The organism is Methylobacterium sp. E-016 (assembly GCF_022829745.1).
Classification (GTDB): domain Bacteria; phylum Pseudomonadota; class Alphaproteobacteria; order Rhizobiales; family Beijerinckiaceae; genus Methylobacterium.
Genome location: NZ_JAKSYF010000066.1, coordinates 1 through 15,220, shown reverse-complemented (window position 1 = coordinate 15,220; position 15,220 = coordinate 1). Strand labels below are relative to the sequence as shown.

The window sequence follows — 15,220 nt, the reverse complement described above, 5'->3', positions numbered from 1 at the left end:
GCTTGTAGGCGCCACCGACGCGGGCCTCGATCGCGGTCTCGGCCGCAGCGTCGCCGCGCTCTCGCTGGGCGATGTAGCTCATTAGAACGAGATCATCGTCGCGATCCGGGTTCGCCGGGATCGATACGCGGGCGCTGTCCGCGTTGCGGAAGTGCGAGTTGATCAACCGGCGCGCGGCCGCCTTGGCCTCCTCGTCCGAGACAACCCGCTTCGTCTCCCAAGCCTCAGTCATGCCCGGCCTTCCGGGTTCAGGCCGTGGGAGGCCATCACCATGTAGACGGCCCCGGCGAGCTGCAGGTCGTGGAGGCCGTCGGGGCGGCCCTGGGCCTGTCAATCGGCGTTGAAAAGGGACCCGGGATCGGCGTCCAAAAAGGACCCACTGGCGGCATGGTTTCCATTGATCGGTGACGCAGCGGGCGACGCCGCGAAGCCGTCAGGGTGAGCGCAGCGGCGTCGCCCGCGTCTCCAGCGACCCGCCCATCCGGTCGCGGCGTGCCGCGGCCGGCTCCGAGGCGCGGGTCTTCAGCCGCCAGCTCGTGTTGCCGGTCTCCAGGATCTCGCAGTGGTGCGTCAGGCGGTCGAGTAACGCGGTAGTCATCTTCGCGTCTCCGAACACGCTCGGCCATTCGGCAAACGGCAAGTTCGTCGTCACGATCACCGAGGTGCGCTCGTAGAGGCGGCTGATCAGGTGGAACAGCATCTGCCCGCCCGCGCGGGGGAACGGCAGATAGCCCAGTTCGTCGAGGATCACGAGGTCGGTTCGTGCCAACTGAGCGGCTAGGCGACCGGTCTTACCGGCCCGGGCCTCCGCCTCCAGCTGGTTGACCAGATCGACCGTGTTGAAGAAGCGCACCCGCGCCTCGCGCTCGCGCACGCAGTTGGCTCCGATGGCGATGGCCAAATGCGTCTTGCCCGAACCAGTGCCCCCGATCAGCACGGCGTTGCTGCTCTCGGTTAGGAAGCCCCCTCGGTGCAGTTCGCGCACAGCCACCGCGTCCACAGGCGAGCCCGCGAACTCGAACTCGGCCAGCGTCTTCATCACGGGGAAGCGGGCATTGGCGATGCGGTAGCTCGTGGCACGGCTCTCCACATCAGCCAGTTGCACCTACGGCCTGCAGTACCTCGCCCGGAACTGGCAGAGGCACACCTTGACGCCCGAGGCACCCAAGGACCTGTTCGGAAACGGCGCGTAACTAAAACGTAGTCGACCTACCGTCGCTACGTATGGGGCCTGCTTCCGCAACGGAAACAAACCCTTAGCTTCTCAGGGGGCACCCTTCCGCCGGCATGGCCACTCCCGCCCGGGTCGCCCGGATGCTCCCTTCCGGGCGACCCAGAAAATAGTTTGGGGGGAAACCGCGTTTTCCCGTCGTTTGGGGATTGATCCTTGCGGCGTGCACAAACGTGCGCACACGAAATGCTTTGTGCGCACGCCGTATGCCGACGTCATGCCGCCCGGGATCAATCGCCGGAGGAAAGCTGCCCCGTCCCGCTGCGGGGGCACTCCGGTCCCGTCCACTCGGAATGCAGGTCAAGGGCGTCCGGCGCCGACCGGTCCTGCAGGATGCTGTACGCGCCCTTCCGCCCGTCGGCGAGCTCGTACGATCCGCCGAACCACGGGCTCGCCCCCCGCGATCCAGTTCCGTGCCCGACGACCTCGACGAGGACGCGCCCGGTCCCAACCTGGTGGACGCCGCATCGGACGGTGACGCGCCATGTAGCCGCCGTGCCAGGGACGGCATCGACGTAGCCGTACCGCTCGCGCCCCGGGCCCGCCGGTACCGTCAGGGCGAACGAGAACCCCTCGCTCTCCACTGGATGCAGCACCTCGGCGGCCGCGGCGCCGGCGAGCAGGACGAGGACGATGGTGAGGCTGCTACGCATGGGATGGCTCCTGGTGATCGAGGATGGCCCAGCACGACCCGTCGGGCTCGAAGCCGACAACGACCGCGTGGATGACGATTTCGGCGGTGTCCCGGCGCCGGAATCCGGCCTCCGTCGGGCGGTAGCCGACACGGATCGCCGAGGGCGGCCGCGCCCCATCGGACAGGGTTCCTGCGATCCAAGCATGAACGTCGCGGTCACCGGTCCGGAGCACGCGGAGCCGCGCGGATTCGCCGGCGTGAAACCGGCAATCCTTCAGCATCAGGGCGGGCCGCCGGTCGACGACGAGGCCACCTTGGCGCAGGCTCCACACGAGCTTCGTGCGGTTCCAGTAGCACTGGTGGACCTGAACAGAGCGAGACACGGACGCACTCCATCCGCGGGAGGGGGGCGAACATCTGCGCGACGGCTTCGGCCTGGAGGGCGAGGCTGAGCGCCTCCTCCTCGCCCAGGCGTCCCCGGGCATGGAGGGTGGCGATCCGGTCGACGCGGAATGCGCAGGCGATGGCGAGGATCCCGCACATGCGCCGGGAGGCCCAGAGGGCGCGGATGCGCGCCCGGATCTCGGAGAGGGTCTCACGCTGCATCGGAGGCCTCCTCGGTGACGAGGGCGATCCGCTCGGCGATGGCCGCGCCGATGACGATGGCGTCGGCCGGGTCGAGCTCGCGCGCGATGGTCAAGCGCATGACGTGGAACTGGAGATCGCGCAGGGCGGCGAGACGGGGGGCTTCGTTTTCCATGATCGCCTCCCCCTCAATGCCGGGCCAGGGCGGCCGGACCCGACTCGCGGCTCCGGAGCACCAGTTCGACCAGCTTGGTGAGCTGGCGGATCGAGCCACCGCGCCATGCCGACAGGGCAGACATCTCCTCAGCATCGAGGACGCCCCACCGCTCGTCGAGGCCTTGCCGGCGGCAGATCTCGCGGGCGATCTGCGGAGCAAGGATAGCGAGGTGCTCAGGACCCGGCGCGGAAAACAGCGTCACGCTGTCCATGCGGTCCATCAAGGGCGCGGGAATGCGCGAGAGCTCGTTGGCCGTCACCAGGTAGAGGACGTTGGAGACGTCCACGGGCGCATTGACGAACACCTCGTGCCACGCGGAATTCGTTTCGACGCCCCATAGGCCATGACAGACGTCCCAGGCACGGCCGCCGTTGCTGTCAATGGACCCAGAAGCCTTATCGTATTCGTCGAGGGCCAAGACGCCGTTGCCCTTGCGGAACCGGTTCAGCAGGGCGAACGGCGCCGTCATGCCAGCCGAGGTCCAGCGCGATGGCGTTCCACCCAGGGCAGACGAGTCCGCCGAATTGTCCAGGTTGACGCGCTCGAACGGTAGCCCCGAGACCTCGGCGACCGTCCTGCAGAACCGGGTCTTCCCGACGCCTGCGGGTCCGTGAAGCATGTGCACGCCGCCACGCCAGAACTTGTTCCCGGACTGCTTCTCGCGGATCGCCCGGGTCGCCCCGCCCTCGGTCGGGAACTCCGCGAGCAACGTTCTCTCCCAGACGTCCCAATCGGCCGGGACCGGGACGAGCGGGAGCGCCACGCCGAGGATGTCCTTGACGGCGGTCTTCATCTCCCGGACGTGGGCGGCGGACGTGTTGCCGCCGAGCGACCGCAGCACGTAGACGTGCCCGGGAGGGGCCTCATCCGCCCGGGCCGCCTCGATCCGCTCGGCGGCCGACGGCGCTGCAACGGGCAGCCCGGCGAGGCCGCCGGTTGGGCGGTCGTCGTGCATCGCCGCGGCATGGGTCTCCCGCATCCCGAGGGCGATCCGGGCCTGATCGACGGCGCGCTGGCGGGCGTAGGCCGGCTCGCCCCGACGGCGCACGCGGAGGTAGGCCGGGTCCAGCAGCGTGAGGCCGTAGGCGAGCTGGTGCTCCGGCGCGCCGGCAGAGGCATCCCGGGCATACGTCTGGACTACCTCACGGGCCGGCTCCAGGAACTCGGCGCCCCCCATTTCAATGAGGTAGACGAGGACCCGGTGGCTCGCCTCCCACCACCAGTTGTCCATGGCATCCGCCGGCGTACCGGCGTTCCGCGCGGCGACGTCGTACGCGGCCTCCAGCGCCTCGACGAACGCCTTCTCGCCGGCGGACCCGGGGATCTTGCCGATGTGTGCCCAGTAGGCCGTGAGGTGCAGGCCTCGTGTCCAGAAGACGCAGGGATCGTCCTGGAAAAAATCCCGCATCGCCTCCAGGCACGGGGTGCCCGGGATGAGGCTGCGCGTCCAGACGAGGCAGTCGTCCGCAACGAGATCGTTCAGGAGGGGGGCGTTGGCGTAGAGCGCGCGCGTCGAGGGCGCGACCGCCCCGCGGAGGGGGGTTCTAGGCATCGGACGGATCTCCAAGACGCCGACGGCCATCCGCCAGCGCACAGTGATGCCGAAGGTTTACGCCCGGAAATCCTAAGGAGAAGTAAAGCTAACCTTCGTCCACAGGGCGAATGGGCTTGCCCCGGCGGGCCTCCCTCAGGGCGACCCTCACGTTCGCGGCGGCCTGGACGGCGGTCTCGACGCGGTCGGGCCACGACGAGCCCTCGCCATAGGCGTCGGCGTACCAGGCCATGGCTGACATGATCCGCCCGAGGCCGTCCGCGTCGGGGCTGTCCGAGATCGAGCTGAGCACGCGCATCACCGCCGGGGGCAGCGCGACGGAGGCGAGGCGGTCCCGGGCAAGGGACCGCCGGTTGACCTTGAAGACATCGGCCACAGCATGCGTCCAGCCGTCGGGCCAGACCCGCAGCGCGGCCGCCTCGACCGCCTCCGCCAGCGCCGGGTTCACGTCAGCCGCTTCGAGGGGCGCGGGCACGCCGTCGGCGACCGCGTGGGGCCGCCTCGCCTCGTCATACGCCAGCACCACCGAGCCGCCGAGGAAGCCGATGGCGGTCCAGCCGTCGGGGACGGGAAAGCTGTCGGGGTCGACGTATGCGAGGCGGATCGGCATGCCCCCGGGGATAGCATGGCCCAGGGTTTCGGGAAGCCCGCCCCGGCAGGTCAAGCGGCCCCTTCCCCCGAATCGGCGCGATCACGCTACGATCTGGGGATGCGCATCGAGCGCCGGGGCCTGCGTGCGCGGGCCGAGATGAAGGGGTCCTCGTCCAGGTGGCGCGGGCCCCTTCGGATTCTTGGAGGGTGGGCAGTGGGAACCAGAGACGTCATCCATCCGGCTCGGGCTTTCGCCTTCGGCGACCTGATCGCCGGCCTGGAGAAGGCCCGGTCGGCGGGCCTCGTCAGCCGGAAGACCTGCTCCGAGACCGGACTCGTCCTCTACTGCTACACCCAGCGCTGCGTGTACGACCACGGATGGGATGCCTTCACGCTGCTCGCCCGCGGCCTGATCGTATGCCCATACCGTTGCGCCGTTATCGCGACCCCCTTCCCAAAATTCTTCAACGTCGGGGAGCGCCATGCGACAGTCCCGGACCTTCCGTTCGAGGCATTCGAGAAGCTCGACGGCAGCCTGATCATCGCCTTCCACGATGACGGCAAGTGGCGGGCCGCGACCAAGGGGGGCGTTCGACAGCTCGCAGGCCGTGTGGGCCCAGGCGCGCCTCGACGCGATGGACACCTCGTCCCTGGTGCCCGGCACGACGTACCTGTTCGAGGCCATCTACCCGGAGAACGTAATCGTCGTCCGGTACCCCGATGCCGGCCTGTCGCTGCTGGCCGCCTACGACGCGTCCGGGCGCGAGCTCGCATACTGGGAGCTCGTCGACGTCACCGCCGGGACCGGCTTCCGGCTGACCTGGCGCCACACGTTCGCCAGTCTGGCCGAGATGGTCTCGACCGCGACGGACCTGCCCCGCGACCGCGAGGGCTTCGTGATCCGCTTCGCCGACGGCACCCGGGTCAAGGTGAAGGGCAACGCGTACAAGAGCATCCACGGCCTGATCAGCCGGTGCACGCCCCTGGCGGTGTGGGACGTCATGGCCGCCGGCGGGGATCTCGAAGAGATGCGCCGGGACCTGCCCGAGGAGTTCTGGGAGGACTTCGACCAGATCGCCGTCGTCCTGCAGGCCCGGTACCTCAAGCTGGTGTCGGGCGTGAGCCTTGCCGCCGAGATCGCCACCGGCCTCTCGGACAAGGATCTAGGGCTGCGCCTGTCCGAGGTGCCCGACCCGATCCGGCCGTTCCTGTTCCCGTTCCGGAAGGCGACCACCGACGAGGCCCGGGAGAAGCTGCGGCTGGCCATGCTCCGGACGATCCGGCCGAACGGGAATCTGCTGGACGGCTACGTGCCCTCCTACGCGATCAGCAACGCGCTTGATGAGGCCGCCTGACATGACCGAGGATTTCATGTCCAGCTTCTCTAGGGCGATGAACACCCCCATCCCGGACGACGGGAACTCGGTCGATGACGTGAGACCATTCGGCTGGGCCCCGGGGCAGTATTTCTGCCGGGCCTGCTCGGACTGCGGCGAGGGCTACTGCGGCGACAAGCGGTGCCGTCGCTGCCGGGCCTGCGCCGTGAAGGCCTTGGAGGTGTACCGCAACAGGCCGACCTGGCAGAGCGGCCACAAGGGCATCCCGACTGACCGGCCAGTGTGGGCCTACTTCTTCGAGAGCGGCAGCGTCGAGGGGGAACCCGTCATGCTCCTGCGCGGCGTCGGTGTCGAAGGCGGCGAGGAGTTCGAGACGCAGTTCGAAGGACAGCGGTGGGACCGGTACGGCCACGTCATCTGCTGGACGACGTCGAGGAGCGTCCCTCACTCTCGGTTGAAGCGGTCGACGCCATCGTGGCCGCCCTGGCCGACCAAAGGGTCATCCGCTGGGGCTGCGCGGACCACATCGTCGAGGACTGGCTGCATCGCGAGGCCCTGCGGGCGGTCGTCGACGGGCACCGGGACGCCCAGGCCCTCGCGGCGGCCGCGCTCAAGACCAGCGATCTCAAGTTCTCCCGGTACTACGGCTGAGGGGGCCATGAACACGAACAAGTTCTGGTGGGCCACGGTCCATGATCACGACCGCCCCGAGGTCGTCGAGGTCACCTTCGAGAACGGCAAGCCGCACCGGGTCTACCTCTCTGGGACGGACGTCGACATCGAACCCTACGAGCTCGATGCCTGCGTGCGCCTGATCGAGCAGGTTCTGCCGCCTGGGCGCGCCGCGGCCGCGGTCGAGAAGCTGGAGGAGATCGCTGGCGAGAAGTGGCCTTGGATCGTGGTGGAAGAGATCTCCGCCATCCTGCAGGGTGGACCCGGCGCATGACGACGCCCTGGAAGGATCGCACCTTCACCAACGCGCCGCCCCTGTCCCTGAACGGGGACACCGCCCTGATCGAGAAGCCATCCTTCACGATGTTCGGGCAGTGCCACCGCCGGCCCTACCAGCAGGATTTCGATACCCTGCACGATGCCGTCTGCTGCGCGGCCGCGGCCATCGACCTGAACGCCTGGCACCCCGAGGAGGTCCGCAACCGGGACGGCGAGGTCGTCATGGGCAAGGACGAGCTCTGGGAGCGCGCACTCAACATCTGATCCCGCGACCCATGTCGACTTTAACCGTCTTGGAGATCGGCGTTTGACCGGATCGTTGCTTGGGGCCTATGGTGGAATAGGCCCATAGTTAAATTAACTTAAGATTTCGATGCCCTGAGAAAGGACTCGCTAACCGGCGAGACTTGGGGATTTCTCCACGTGTCGGGTCGTTGTGACCCCACGTGGAGGTGAACATGAGTGATACGAATACCGGGTGGCCGACGCCCCCGACCCCCGAGCAGCTCATCGAGCTCATGCTCCAGAGGGCGTGGTACGAGGCGGACTGCCTCGACGCCCCGTACCCCGATAGGCACGTCGATCAGGGGGTCGCGCTGACTGAGGTGGTCTCGTCCTCCGGCACGCTCATCATCTTGATCCCGGACGAGATGGGGCGCACTGGGAGGCACGTGCGCCCCATGTGGGTGAAGGGCGATCCTGCCCATGATGGTCCCCGGCCGCGGGAGCATTTCCTGGCCTTCCAAGCCCCCACGGAGTGGCACCACACCGCGTGGCGGGTGGCCTTCAGCACCCGCGACCAGGACCCCGAGGTGCGGGAGACGATCCTGGAGGGTGATCCCAAGGGACTCGTGCGCCTGATCGAGTGGCTCACGCCGGCGGGGCTCGACCGTTTCGAGCTCCTGCAGGGTGACTTCTCCTCCCATCCCGAGTTGATGGTAGTCGACGACTACCACCGGTGGCTTCTCGAAAACTCGGACATTGTGCCGACCACGACGGACGTCTGGGTCTAGCCCTCGACATGGACGACGGAGCAAGAAAGCTCCGGAACGGCATTGGTACGAACAGTAGGCGAGACGATGCCGACCAATCAGCATGGGCGCCTAGCCATTGCTTCTAGTCCTACTTGCTCTCTGCGCACCTACCACACGGTCCCCCTTACTCAGGATGTGCTTTGCGCCATCGAGGCCCTTCTTATTTGGCCCGGCCCAGACGAGGTAGTACAGGTGCCCTCCCTGCGTGTTTCGGATGAGGCGCCCCGGGGAGACGTGGCCGAAGAGCGTTTCCAGGCGCCCGCGGTACCAGTCCAGCAGGCGCAGCCCTGAGTCGGCGAGCTTCAGCGTTTCGGTGCCGAAGAGGCCGTCCCGCTCCTCGTAGGCGTGGTCCCACCAGTCCGGCGAGCCGAAGAAGACATTGAGCGTCTCGCGCCAGTTGGCGGGGATCTCACCGGTCCGGACGAGGAAACGCTGGATGGCCATGCCGAGGGGGAAGTTCACGAAGACCTCGATGGCCTTGGTCGCGGCGAGCGCCTCGAACGTGGCCCAGGGGATATGCATGCCGAAGGGGTCGACGAAGATGACCGCGCGGTGGTGCTTCCAGTTGATGCCGCTATCGAGGATGCCCTGGAGCTCGGTCGCGGCGTCGCCTTCCCGAACCACGATGCGGCGGGTGTCGCCGTACTCCTCCGCCAGCGCCCGGAGCTCGGCTATCCGTTCGGGGTTCCGCTCGATGAAGACGTAGCGACTGAACGGGTCAGCAATGTCCAGGGCGACCCGGGGAGACCCCTTCAGGTACTCGACGGCCTCGACGTCGGCCGTGGGTTCGACATCGAACAGGCCGGCTTCGACGGCGGGCTTCTCCTTCGTCCTTACCTTGGATCGACCGGGGCCTGCGAACGCGTCGACATAGATGGTCCCCTTGCACCACCAGCTTTGGTTCTTGAGCACCTTGGTGTAGAAGCCGAGGTAGTCGCCCAGCGCGTCTAGCTTCTCCTTCGCCCAAGGGCCGACACCGTCCTTGGGCTTCTTGGTCATTCAGCGGCAACTCGGATTCGTGGGACGTCGGTAGGAAACTCGCTCCAGGTGCGTCCGTCCAGGCTGCGACCGCCGGCTTTAGGACGGTATCCACCCCATTGCTTGAAGAAGAACGCCACGCCGGCATCGATGCATTGGTCTCGGACCTCGCGAACCCATTCGCTATCCATGGGGCGCGCGCGCGGACCGCTCTCCCCGCCCACGATGACCCAGTCGATTCCGGTGAGGTCGATGCGTCCGATGGAGCCGATGAGCGGCTCGATGGACAGGAACCGGATACCTGCGGGCGCGTCCTGGAGTTGGCGGACCCGGGACATGCGGGCGCCGTCCTCGACCGAGACGCCGCACCAGATGTGCGCCGGTCCACGTCCCTCACCGTACCTCCGGCGCAGGAAGTCCCGCATTAGGGACGAGCGCTTCGTCAGGATCTGGAACGTGTGCCAATCGGCTCGCTCCATGGTGTCGAAGACCTGGCCGATGAACGTGTCAGGCACGTCCTTGTGGAACAAGTCTGACATGGAGTTCACGAAGATCACGCGCGGCTGGCGCCAGGCCAAAGGCTGACCCAGGCGGGCCGGACGCAGGGTCAGGTCGAAGCCGGTCTCGAAGGGGTGCCCGGGCACTCCCCGGAACCGCTCAGAGAAGCGCTCGGCATAACAGTTGTCGCAGCCAGCGCTGATTTTGGTGCACCCCGTCACGGGGTTCCACGTCGCGTCAGTCCACTCGATAGAGGTTGCGTCGGCCATGGCGAAGCCCTGAAGCACATGCAGTCGATGTCAAGGCGATGATCGCCTTTTGCCGATTTCGTGCAAGGGCCGATTCGCGCGGGTTTCGCATCCGCGGCTGGTATCAGGCTGGTATCAAGGGGATCTGAGCGATACCAGCCTGAGCAGCGTAGACGTAGGCAAGCCCCTGCAGATGCTGAGGTTTCGGCTCTAAAGGGAGTGGAGCGGGTACCGGGAATCGAACCCGGGTATTCAGCTTGGAAGGCTGCTGCTCTACCATTGAGCTACACCCGCGATCCGCGCCGGATAGCATGGCGCGGTGAGCTTGAGAAGGCCGGAGACGCTGCAATCCGGCCCCTCCCGGCGTGGTGCTCAGTGCGCCGCGACCTGCCGCGTCGGCACGATGTCGTTGGCCATCACCTCGCCGAACGGGCCGTCGTTGCGGGCGTTCGAGGGGCCGATGCCGGTGGTGGCGCGCAGCGGCAGCTTCGGGAAGACGAGTTCGGCGAAGCGATAGGCCTCCTCGAGATGCGGGTAGCCGGAGAGGATGAAGCGGTCGATCCCGAGATCGATGTACTCCTTCATCCGGTCGGCGACCTGATCGGCCGAGCCGACCAGCGCCGTGCCGGCACCGCCGCGCACCAGCCCGACGCCGGCCCAGAGGTTCGGCGAGACCTGAAGCTTGTCCCGGCTTCCGCCGTGCAGCGCCATCATCCGGCTCTGCCCGACCGAATCCTGGCGCTTCAGCGTGGCCTGCGCCTTGGCGATCGTGGCGTCGTCGAGCTTCGAGATCAGGCGGTCGGCCGCCGCCCACGCCTCGCCCTCGGTCTCGCGGACGATGACGTGCAGGCGGATGCCGTAGGAGAAGGTCTTGCCGCGCGCCTCCGCGGCCGCCTTCGCGGTCGCGATCTTCTCGGCGACGCCGGCCGGCGGCTCGCCCCAGGTAAGGTAGACGTCGCAATGCTCGGCCGCCACGTCGATGCCGGCCGGCGACGAGCCGCCGAAGTAGAGCGGCGGATAGGGCTTCTGCACCGGCGGGAAGATCAGCCGGCCGTTCTCCGCCGACAGGTGCTTGCCCGTAAACGAGACGGTCTCGCCGGCCATCAGGCCGCGCCAGATGTGGAGGAACTCGTCGGTCACCGCGTACCGCGCGTCGTGGTCGAGGAACACGCCGTCGCCGCGCAGCTCCACCGGATCGCCGCCGGTGACGACGTTGATCAGCAGGCGCCCATCGGAGATCCGGTCCAGCGTCGAGGCCATGCGGGCGGCCGCCGAGGGCTCCATCAGGCCGGGACGCACGGCGACGAGGAAGCGCAGGCGCTGCGTCAGCGGCGCGAGCGCCGAGGCGATCACCCAGGAATCCTCGCAGGAGCGGCCGGTGGGCAGCAGCACGCCGTAATAGCCGAGGGCGTCGGCGCCCTGCGCGATCTGGCGGAGATAGCTCAGCGACACGTCGCGCGCGCCCTCAGACGCGCCGAGATAGCGGCCGTCGCCGTGCGTCGGCAGGAACCAGAGGACGTCGGTCTTTCCGTCGGTCGAGGCGGTCATCGAAAGGTCTCCGTGTCGGCTCAGGCCGCCGAGCGCGTGCCGAGCAGGTGCTCGAGGATGCGGCCTTCGAGCCGCGCCAGGTCGGGATCGCCGCGGCGGCGCGGCCGGGGCACGTCGACCCGCAGATCGAGGGCGATGCGGCCCTCGTCGACGACGAGGATGCGGTCGGCCATCGCCACGGCTTCGGCGACGTCGTGGGTCACGAGGAGCGCGGTGAAGCCCTGCGCCCGCCAGATCCGCTCGATCAGGTCCTGCATGCCGATGCGGGTGAGCGCGTCGAGCGCGCCGAGCGGCTCGTCGAGCGCCAGCAGGCCGGGTCCGCTGACCAGCGCCCGGGCGAGCGCTACGCGCTGGCGCTGGCCGCCGGACAGGGTGGCGGGCCAGACGCCGGCCTTGTCGGCCAAGCCGACCTCCTCGAGGGCCGCGAGCGCACGCGCCCGACGCTCGGCCTTGGTGCCGGTGCCGGACAGGCCGACGGCGACGTTGTCGACCACGCGGGCCCAGGGCAGCAGCCGCGGCTCCTGGAACATGATGCGCCGCGGCCGCTGAGACCGGCGCGGGCCGGCCTCGGCCTCGTCGAGGCCGATGCGCCCGGAGGTCGGCGTCTCGAGGCCGAGGATCAGGCGCAGCAGGGTGCTCTTGCCGCAACCGGAGCGGCCGACCACCGCCGTGAAGCCGCCGGCGGGCAGGAACAGGTCGAGCCCCGCGATCACGGCGTTGCCGTCGAAGCTCTTGTGGAGGTCGCGGACGGTGACCGCGATGCCGCGTTGCTCCCCCGCCCGGTCGGGGGAGGATCGGGATGAAGGTTGCGCGCTGCCCGAGGGCGTCGCGACCCTCTCCCCCTGGGACAGCGCACGCGCGCCGGTGTCCGGTTCCCGCGCCGGCGGCTTGTCGCGGAGTTGGGCGTCGAGCAGCATCAGGCGCTCCTGTAGGCGGGGTTCCAGGCGAGGCAGCTGCGCTCCAGCTGCCGCGTCAGCGCGTCGGCGAGCTTGCCGAGCGCGGCGTAGATCAGGATCGCCAGCACCACGACGTCGACCAGCATGAACTCGCGTGCCTGCATCGCCATGTAGCCGAGGCCCGAGGAGGCCGAGATGGTCTCGGCGACGATGAGCGTCAGCCACATGATCCCGAGGGCGTAACGCAGGCCGACGAAGATCGACGGCAGCGCGCCCGGCAGCACCACGCGGCGGAACAGCTCGGCGTTCGACATGCCGTAGACGCGGCCCATCTCGACCAGGGCCGGATCGACCGAGCGGATGCCGTGCAGGGTGTTGGCGTAGATCGGGAAGAACACGCCGAGCGCCACCAGGAACAGCTTGGCCTCCTCGCCGATGCCGAACCACAGGATCACCAGCGGGATCAGCGACAGGTGGGGCACGTTGCGCACCATCTGAACCGAGGTGTCGGTCAGGCGCTCGGACAGGCGCGAGAGCCCGTTGGCGAGGCCGAGGCCGAAGCCGATGCCGCCGCCGACCACGAAGCCGGCGAGCGCGCGCAGCGTGCTGACGCCGAGATTAGTCCAGAGCTCGCCGGTACGGCCGGCCTCGATCCCGGCGCGGATCACGTCGAGCGGCGCCGGCATGAAGCGGTTCGAGACCAGGCCGGCCGAGACCGCCGCCTGCCAGCCGACGAGGATCGCCACCGGCAGCAGCCAGGGCACGGCGGCGTCGCGGATGCGGGAGGGGGTGGCGCTCATCGGATCTCGGCCTTGCGTTGCGGGTGGGCCCAGACGGCGTCCGCGACCCGGATCGGTTTCGGCAGGAGGCCGAGGGCGTGGAAGGCGTCGGCCACCGCCTGCTGGTCGGCGATCGTCTGCGCGTCGAGGGCCGCGACCCCGTAGGACAGGCGATCGAGCGCCACCGTGAGCACCGGCGCCGGGATGCCGACCGAGGGCGCAAGCTCGGAGGCGACCGTGCCGCCGTTGCCGGCGGCCCAGGTGTCGACCTCGGCGATCGCCTTCAGGATCGCGGACACGATGTCCGGGCTCGCCTCGGTGAAGGCGCGGCGCGACAGGTAGAACTGGCGGTTCGGTGCGATCCCGGTGCCGTCGGCGAGGATGCGCGCACCGGTCGAGCGCTCGGCGGCGGCGAGATAGGGGTCCCAGATCGCCCAGGCGTCGACCGAGCCGCGCACGAAGGCGGCGTTCGCGTCGGCCGGCGAGAGGAAGACGAGCCTGACCGCATCGTAGGCGATGCCGGCCTTCTCCAGGGCGCGCACCACGAGGAAATGGACGTTGGAGCCCTTGTTCAAGGCGATGGTCTTGCCGCGCAGATCCGAGACGGCGCGAATCGGGCTGTCCTTCGGCACCAGGATCGCTTCGCCCCGCGGGGCCGGCGGCTCGGTGCCGACGTAGCGCAGGTCGGCGTTGGCGGCCTGGGCGAAGATCGGCGGCGCCTCGCCGGCCGAGCCGAGGTCGATCGCCCCGGCGTTCAGCGCCTCGAGCAGCGGCGGACCGGAGGGAAACTCCGACCACGCGACCTCGTAGCCGAGGGGCGCGAGCGCCGTCTCGAGGGTTCCGCGGCCCTTCAGCAGGACCAGCGACCCGTATTTCTGGTAGCCGATCCGGACGGCGGACGCAGCGCGGGCCGGGCGTAGCGCGACCGCCGCCGCGAGGCCGAGGCCGGCCGAGAGCAGGGTGCGGCGTCGCATCTGCGCGCCGGCCTCCGTCAGAGCGTCGAGCGCCGCACGCGGCGCGCGCGAGAAGTGGTCGTCGGTCATCGCGGATCAGCCGTTGCGTGCGGGTGGGATCCAGACCGCGTCGGCGACGCGGATCGGCTTCGGGATCAGCTTCAGGGCGTGGAAGCGGTCGGCGATCACCTGCTGCTCGGCAGCGACGCGGTCGTTCATCGGGCCGATGAGGTAGTCGGTGCGATCGACCGCGCGACGGGTGGCGGCGAGGGGCACGCCGGTGCCCTTCGAAAGCAGATCGGCGACCTCGCCGCGATTGTCGCCGCACCAGCGCGCGACGCCGCCGAGCACGTCGATCACCTCGGCCAGCACCGCGCCGCGTCCCTCCGCGAAGGCGCGGCTCGCCAGGAAGTAGTTGTTCTGCCGCGCGATCTCCTTGGCCGTCGCCAGCACGCGGACGCCGTCGCCGCCCTCCGCGATGGCGTAGTACGGGTCCCAGATCGTCCAGGCGTCGATGCTGCCGCGCGAGAACGCCGCCGCGGCGTCGGCGGGCGCCAGCGTCACCGGCTCGATGTCGGCGTAGGTGAGGCCCGCCTTCTCCAGCGCGGCGACCGTGAGGTTGTGGGCGCTCGACGCCTTGGCGAAGGCGACGCGCTTGCCCTTCAGCTCAGCCAGCGACCGGATCGTCGAGCCCTTGGGCAGCAGGATGCCCGAGCCCGAGCCGCCGGCCTCCTGCGCCGCGGCGTAGACCAGGCTCGACTTGGCAGCCTGCGCGAAGATCGGCGGGGCGTCGCCAGTCTGGCCGAAATCGATGCCGTCGAGGGACAAGGCCTCGAGCAGCGGCGGCCCGAAGGAGAACTCGATCCAGCGCCCGCGATGGCCGAGCTTGGCCAGGCGCTCCTCGATCACGCCCTGCTGCTTGGCGACCACGCGGCTGCCGTTCTTCTGGTAGCCGATGCGCAGCACGCCCGGCTCGGCGGCCACCGCCCGACGGGTCATGGGGACCCGCGCGGCGAAGTCCAGCGGCATGCGCCCGCCGCGGTTGATGCTCGCCGGTCTACAAGGGCAGCTTCACCGGGCTGTTCAAGCACGTCTTCGACCTGATTGATCCGGCGGCCCTGGCCAACAAGCCGGTCGCGATCGTCGCCACCGGCGGCGGCGCCCGCCACGCGCTCGTCGTCGAGCATT

The 15,220-nt window shown here is 69.0% G+C and carries 18 protein-coding genes, 1 tRNA gene and 2 pseudogenes; 6 read left to right on the top strand and 15 right to left on the bottom strand.

Annotation, left to right across the window (positions count from 1 at the left end; all coding sequences use genetic code 11):
• From MKK68_RS07045 to MKK68_RS07015, 7 genes and pseudogenes are all read right to left on the bottom strand, one after another.
• A partial coding sequence (locus tag MKK68_RS07045) for a hypothetical protein (protein ID WP_244029501.1) occupies positions 1–232 on the bottom strand: 232 nt, incomplete at its 3' end.
• A gap of 279 nt (positions 233–511) precedes the next feature.
• Positions 512–1,039: pseudogene (gene istB / locus MKK68_RS07040) on the bottom strand (IS21-like element helper ATPase IstB); the annotation flags it as partial.
• Between the two features lie 422 nt (positions 1,040–1,461).
• Positions 1,462–1,884, bottom strand: coding sequence for a hypothetical protein (locus MKK68_RS07035; RefSeq protein ID WP_244029499.1), 423 nt, complete (start codon positions 1,882–1,884; stop codon positions 1,462–1,464).
• Positions 1,877–2,248, bottom strand: a complete 372-nt coding sequence (locus tag MKK68_RS07030) for a hypothetical protein (protein ID WP_244029497.1) — start codon at positions 2,246–2,248, stop codon at positions 1,877–1,879. Before MKK68_RS07030 ends, MKK68_RS07035 begins: the two co-directional genes overlap by 8 nt.
• Before the next feature lie 212 nt (positions 2,249–2,460).
• Positions 2,461–2,625 (bottom strand): hypothetical protein, encoded by a 165-nt coding sequence (locus MKK68_RS07025; RefSeq protein WP_244029495.1) that lies wholly within the window; start codon positions 2,623–2,625, stop codon positions 2,461–2,463.
• Between the two features lie 13 nt (positions 2,626–2,638).
• Positions 2,639–4,249: an AAA family ATPase gene (locus MKK68_RS07020; protein ID WP_244029493.1), complete on the bottom strand. Its 1,611-nt coding sequence runs from the start codon at positions 4,247–4,249 to the stop codon at positions 2,639–2,641.
• A gap of 58 nt (positions 4,250–4,307) precedes the next feature.
• Entirely contained in the window at positions 4,308–4,829 is a 522-nt protein-coding gene (locus tag MKK68_RS07015) for a hypothetical protein (protein ID WP_244029491.1), read from the bottom strand.
• 589 nt (positions 4,830–5,418) lie between these two features.
• On the opposite strand from MKK68_RS07015, the gene MKK68_RS29695 reads away from it, so the two are divergent.
• The 5 genes from MKK68_RS29695 to MKK68_RS06985 all read left to right on the top strand — a co-directional run bounded on the left by MKK68_RS29695 (position 5,419) and on the right by MKK68_RS06985 (position 8,111).
• A complete protein-coding gene (locus tag MKK68_RS29695; RefSeq protein ID WP_244029489.1) occupies positions 5,419–6,165 on the top strand; it encodes a T4 RnlA family RNA ligase in 747 nt (248 codons plus the stop codon).
• A 375-nt stretch (positions 6,166–6,540) separates the two neighbouring features.
• Positions 6,541–6,798, top strand: a complete 258-nt coding sequence (locus tag MKK68_RS07000; protein WP_244029487.1) for a hypothetical protein — start codon at positions 6,541–6,543, stop codon at positions 6,796–6,798.
• Between the two features lie 7 nt (positions 6,799–6,805).
• Entirely contained in the window at positions 6,806–7,093 is a 288-nt protein-coding gene (locus MKK68_RS06995; RefSeq protein WP_244029485.1) for a hypothetical protein, read from the top strand.
• Positions 7,090–7,362 carry a hypothetical protein gene (locus MKK68_RS06990; RefSeq protein WP_244029483.1) on the top strand — a complete coding sequence of 91 codons (273 nt, stop codon included), beginning with the start codon at positions 7,090–7,092 and terminating at the stop codon, positions 7,360–7,362. The genes MKK68_RS06995 and MKK68_RS06990 overlap by 4 nt, the downstream gene beginning before the upstream one ends.
• Before the next feature lie 194 nt (positions 7,363–7,556).
• Entirely contained in the window at positions 7,557–8,111 is a 555-nt protein-coding gene (locus tag MKK68_RS06985; RefSeq protein WP_244029482.1) for a hypothetical protein, read from the top strand.
• A gap of 90 nt (positions 8,112–8,201) precedes the next feature.
• Here MKK68_RS06985 and MKK68_RS06980 read toward each other — a convergent pair whose 3' ends face one another.
• The 8 genes from MKK68_RS06980 to MKK68_RS06945 all read right to left on the bottom strand — a co-directional run bounded on the left by MKK68_RS06980 (position 8,202) and on the right by MKK68_RS06945 (position 15,061).
• Positions 8,202–9,131, bottom strand: a complete 930-nt coding sequence (locus tag MKK68_RS06980) for a three-Cys-motif partner protein TcmP (RefSeq protein ID WP_244029481.1) — start codon at positions 9,129–9,131, stop codon at positions 8,202–8,204.
• On the bottom strand, positions 9,128–9,877 hold the full coding sequence (locus tag MKK68_RS06975) for a DUF5131 family protein (protein WP_244029480.1): 750 nt from the start codon (positions 9,875–9,877) through the stop codon (positions 9,128–9,130). Before MKK68_RS06975 ends, MKK68_RS06980 begins: the two co-directional genes overlap by 4 nt.
• Positions 9,878–10,076: 199 nt before the next feature.
• A tRNA-Gly gene (locus MKK68_RS06970) sits at positions 10,077–10,150 on the bottom strand.
• Positions 10,151–10,228: 78 nt separating this feature from the next.
• Positions 10,229–11,404, bottom strand: a complete 1,176-nt coding sequence (ssuD, locus tag MKK68_RS06965) for an FMNH2-dependent alkanesulfonate monooxygenase (protein ID WP_147726638.1) — start codon at positions 11,402–11,404, stop codon at positions 10,229–10,231.
• Between the two features lie 20 nt (positions 11,405–11,424).
• Positions 11,425–12,321: an ATP-binding cassette domain-containing protein gene (locus tag MKK68_RS06960; RefSeq protein WP_244029478.1), complete on the bottom strand. Its 897-nt coding sequence runs from the start codon at positions 12,319–12,321 to the stop codon at positions 11,425–11,427.
• A complete protein-coding gene (gene ssuC / locus MKK68_RS06955; RefSeq protein ID WP_244029476.1) occupies positions 12,321–13,100 on the bottom strand; it encodes an aliphatic sulfonate ABC transporter permease SsuC in 780 nt (259 codons plus the stop codon). The genes MKK68_RS06960 and ssuC overlap by 1 nt, the downstream gene beginning before the upstream one ends.
• Positions 13,097–14,122, bottom strand: a complete 1,026-nt coding sequence (locus tag MKK68_RS06950) for a sulfonate ABC transporter substrate-binding protein (RefSeq protein ID WP_244029474.1) — start codon at positions 14,120–14,122, stop codon at positions 13,097–13,099. Before MKK68_RS06950 ends, ssuC begins: the two co-directional genes overlap by 4 nt.
• 6 nt (positions 14,123–14,128) lie before the next feature.
• Positions 14,129–15,061 carry an aliphatic sulfonate ABC transporter substrate-binding protein gene (locus MKK68_RS06945; protein ID WP_244029472.1) on the bottom strand — a complete coding sequence of 311 codons (933 nt, stop codon included), beginning with the start codon at positions 15,059–15,061 and terminating at the stop codon, positions 14,129–14,131.
• 20 nt (positions 15,062–15,081) lie between these two features.
• Here MKK68_RS06945 and MKK68_RS06940 point away from each other — a divergent pair.
• Positions 15,082–15,220: pseudogene (locus tag MKK68_RS06940) on the top strand (NAD(P)H-dependent oxidoreductase); the annotation flags it as partial.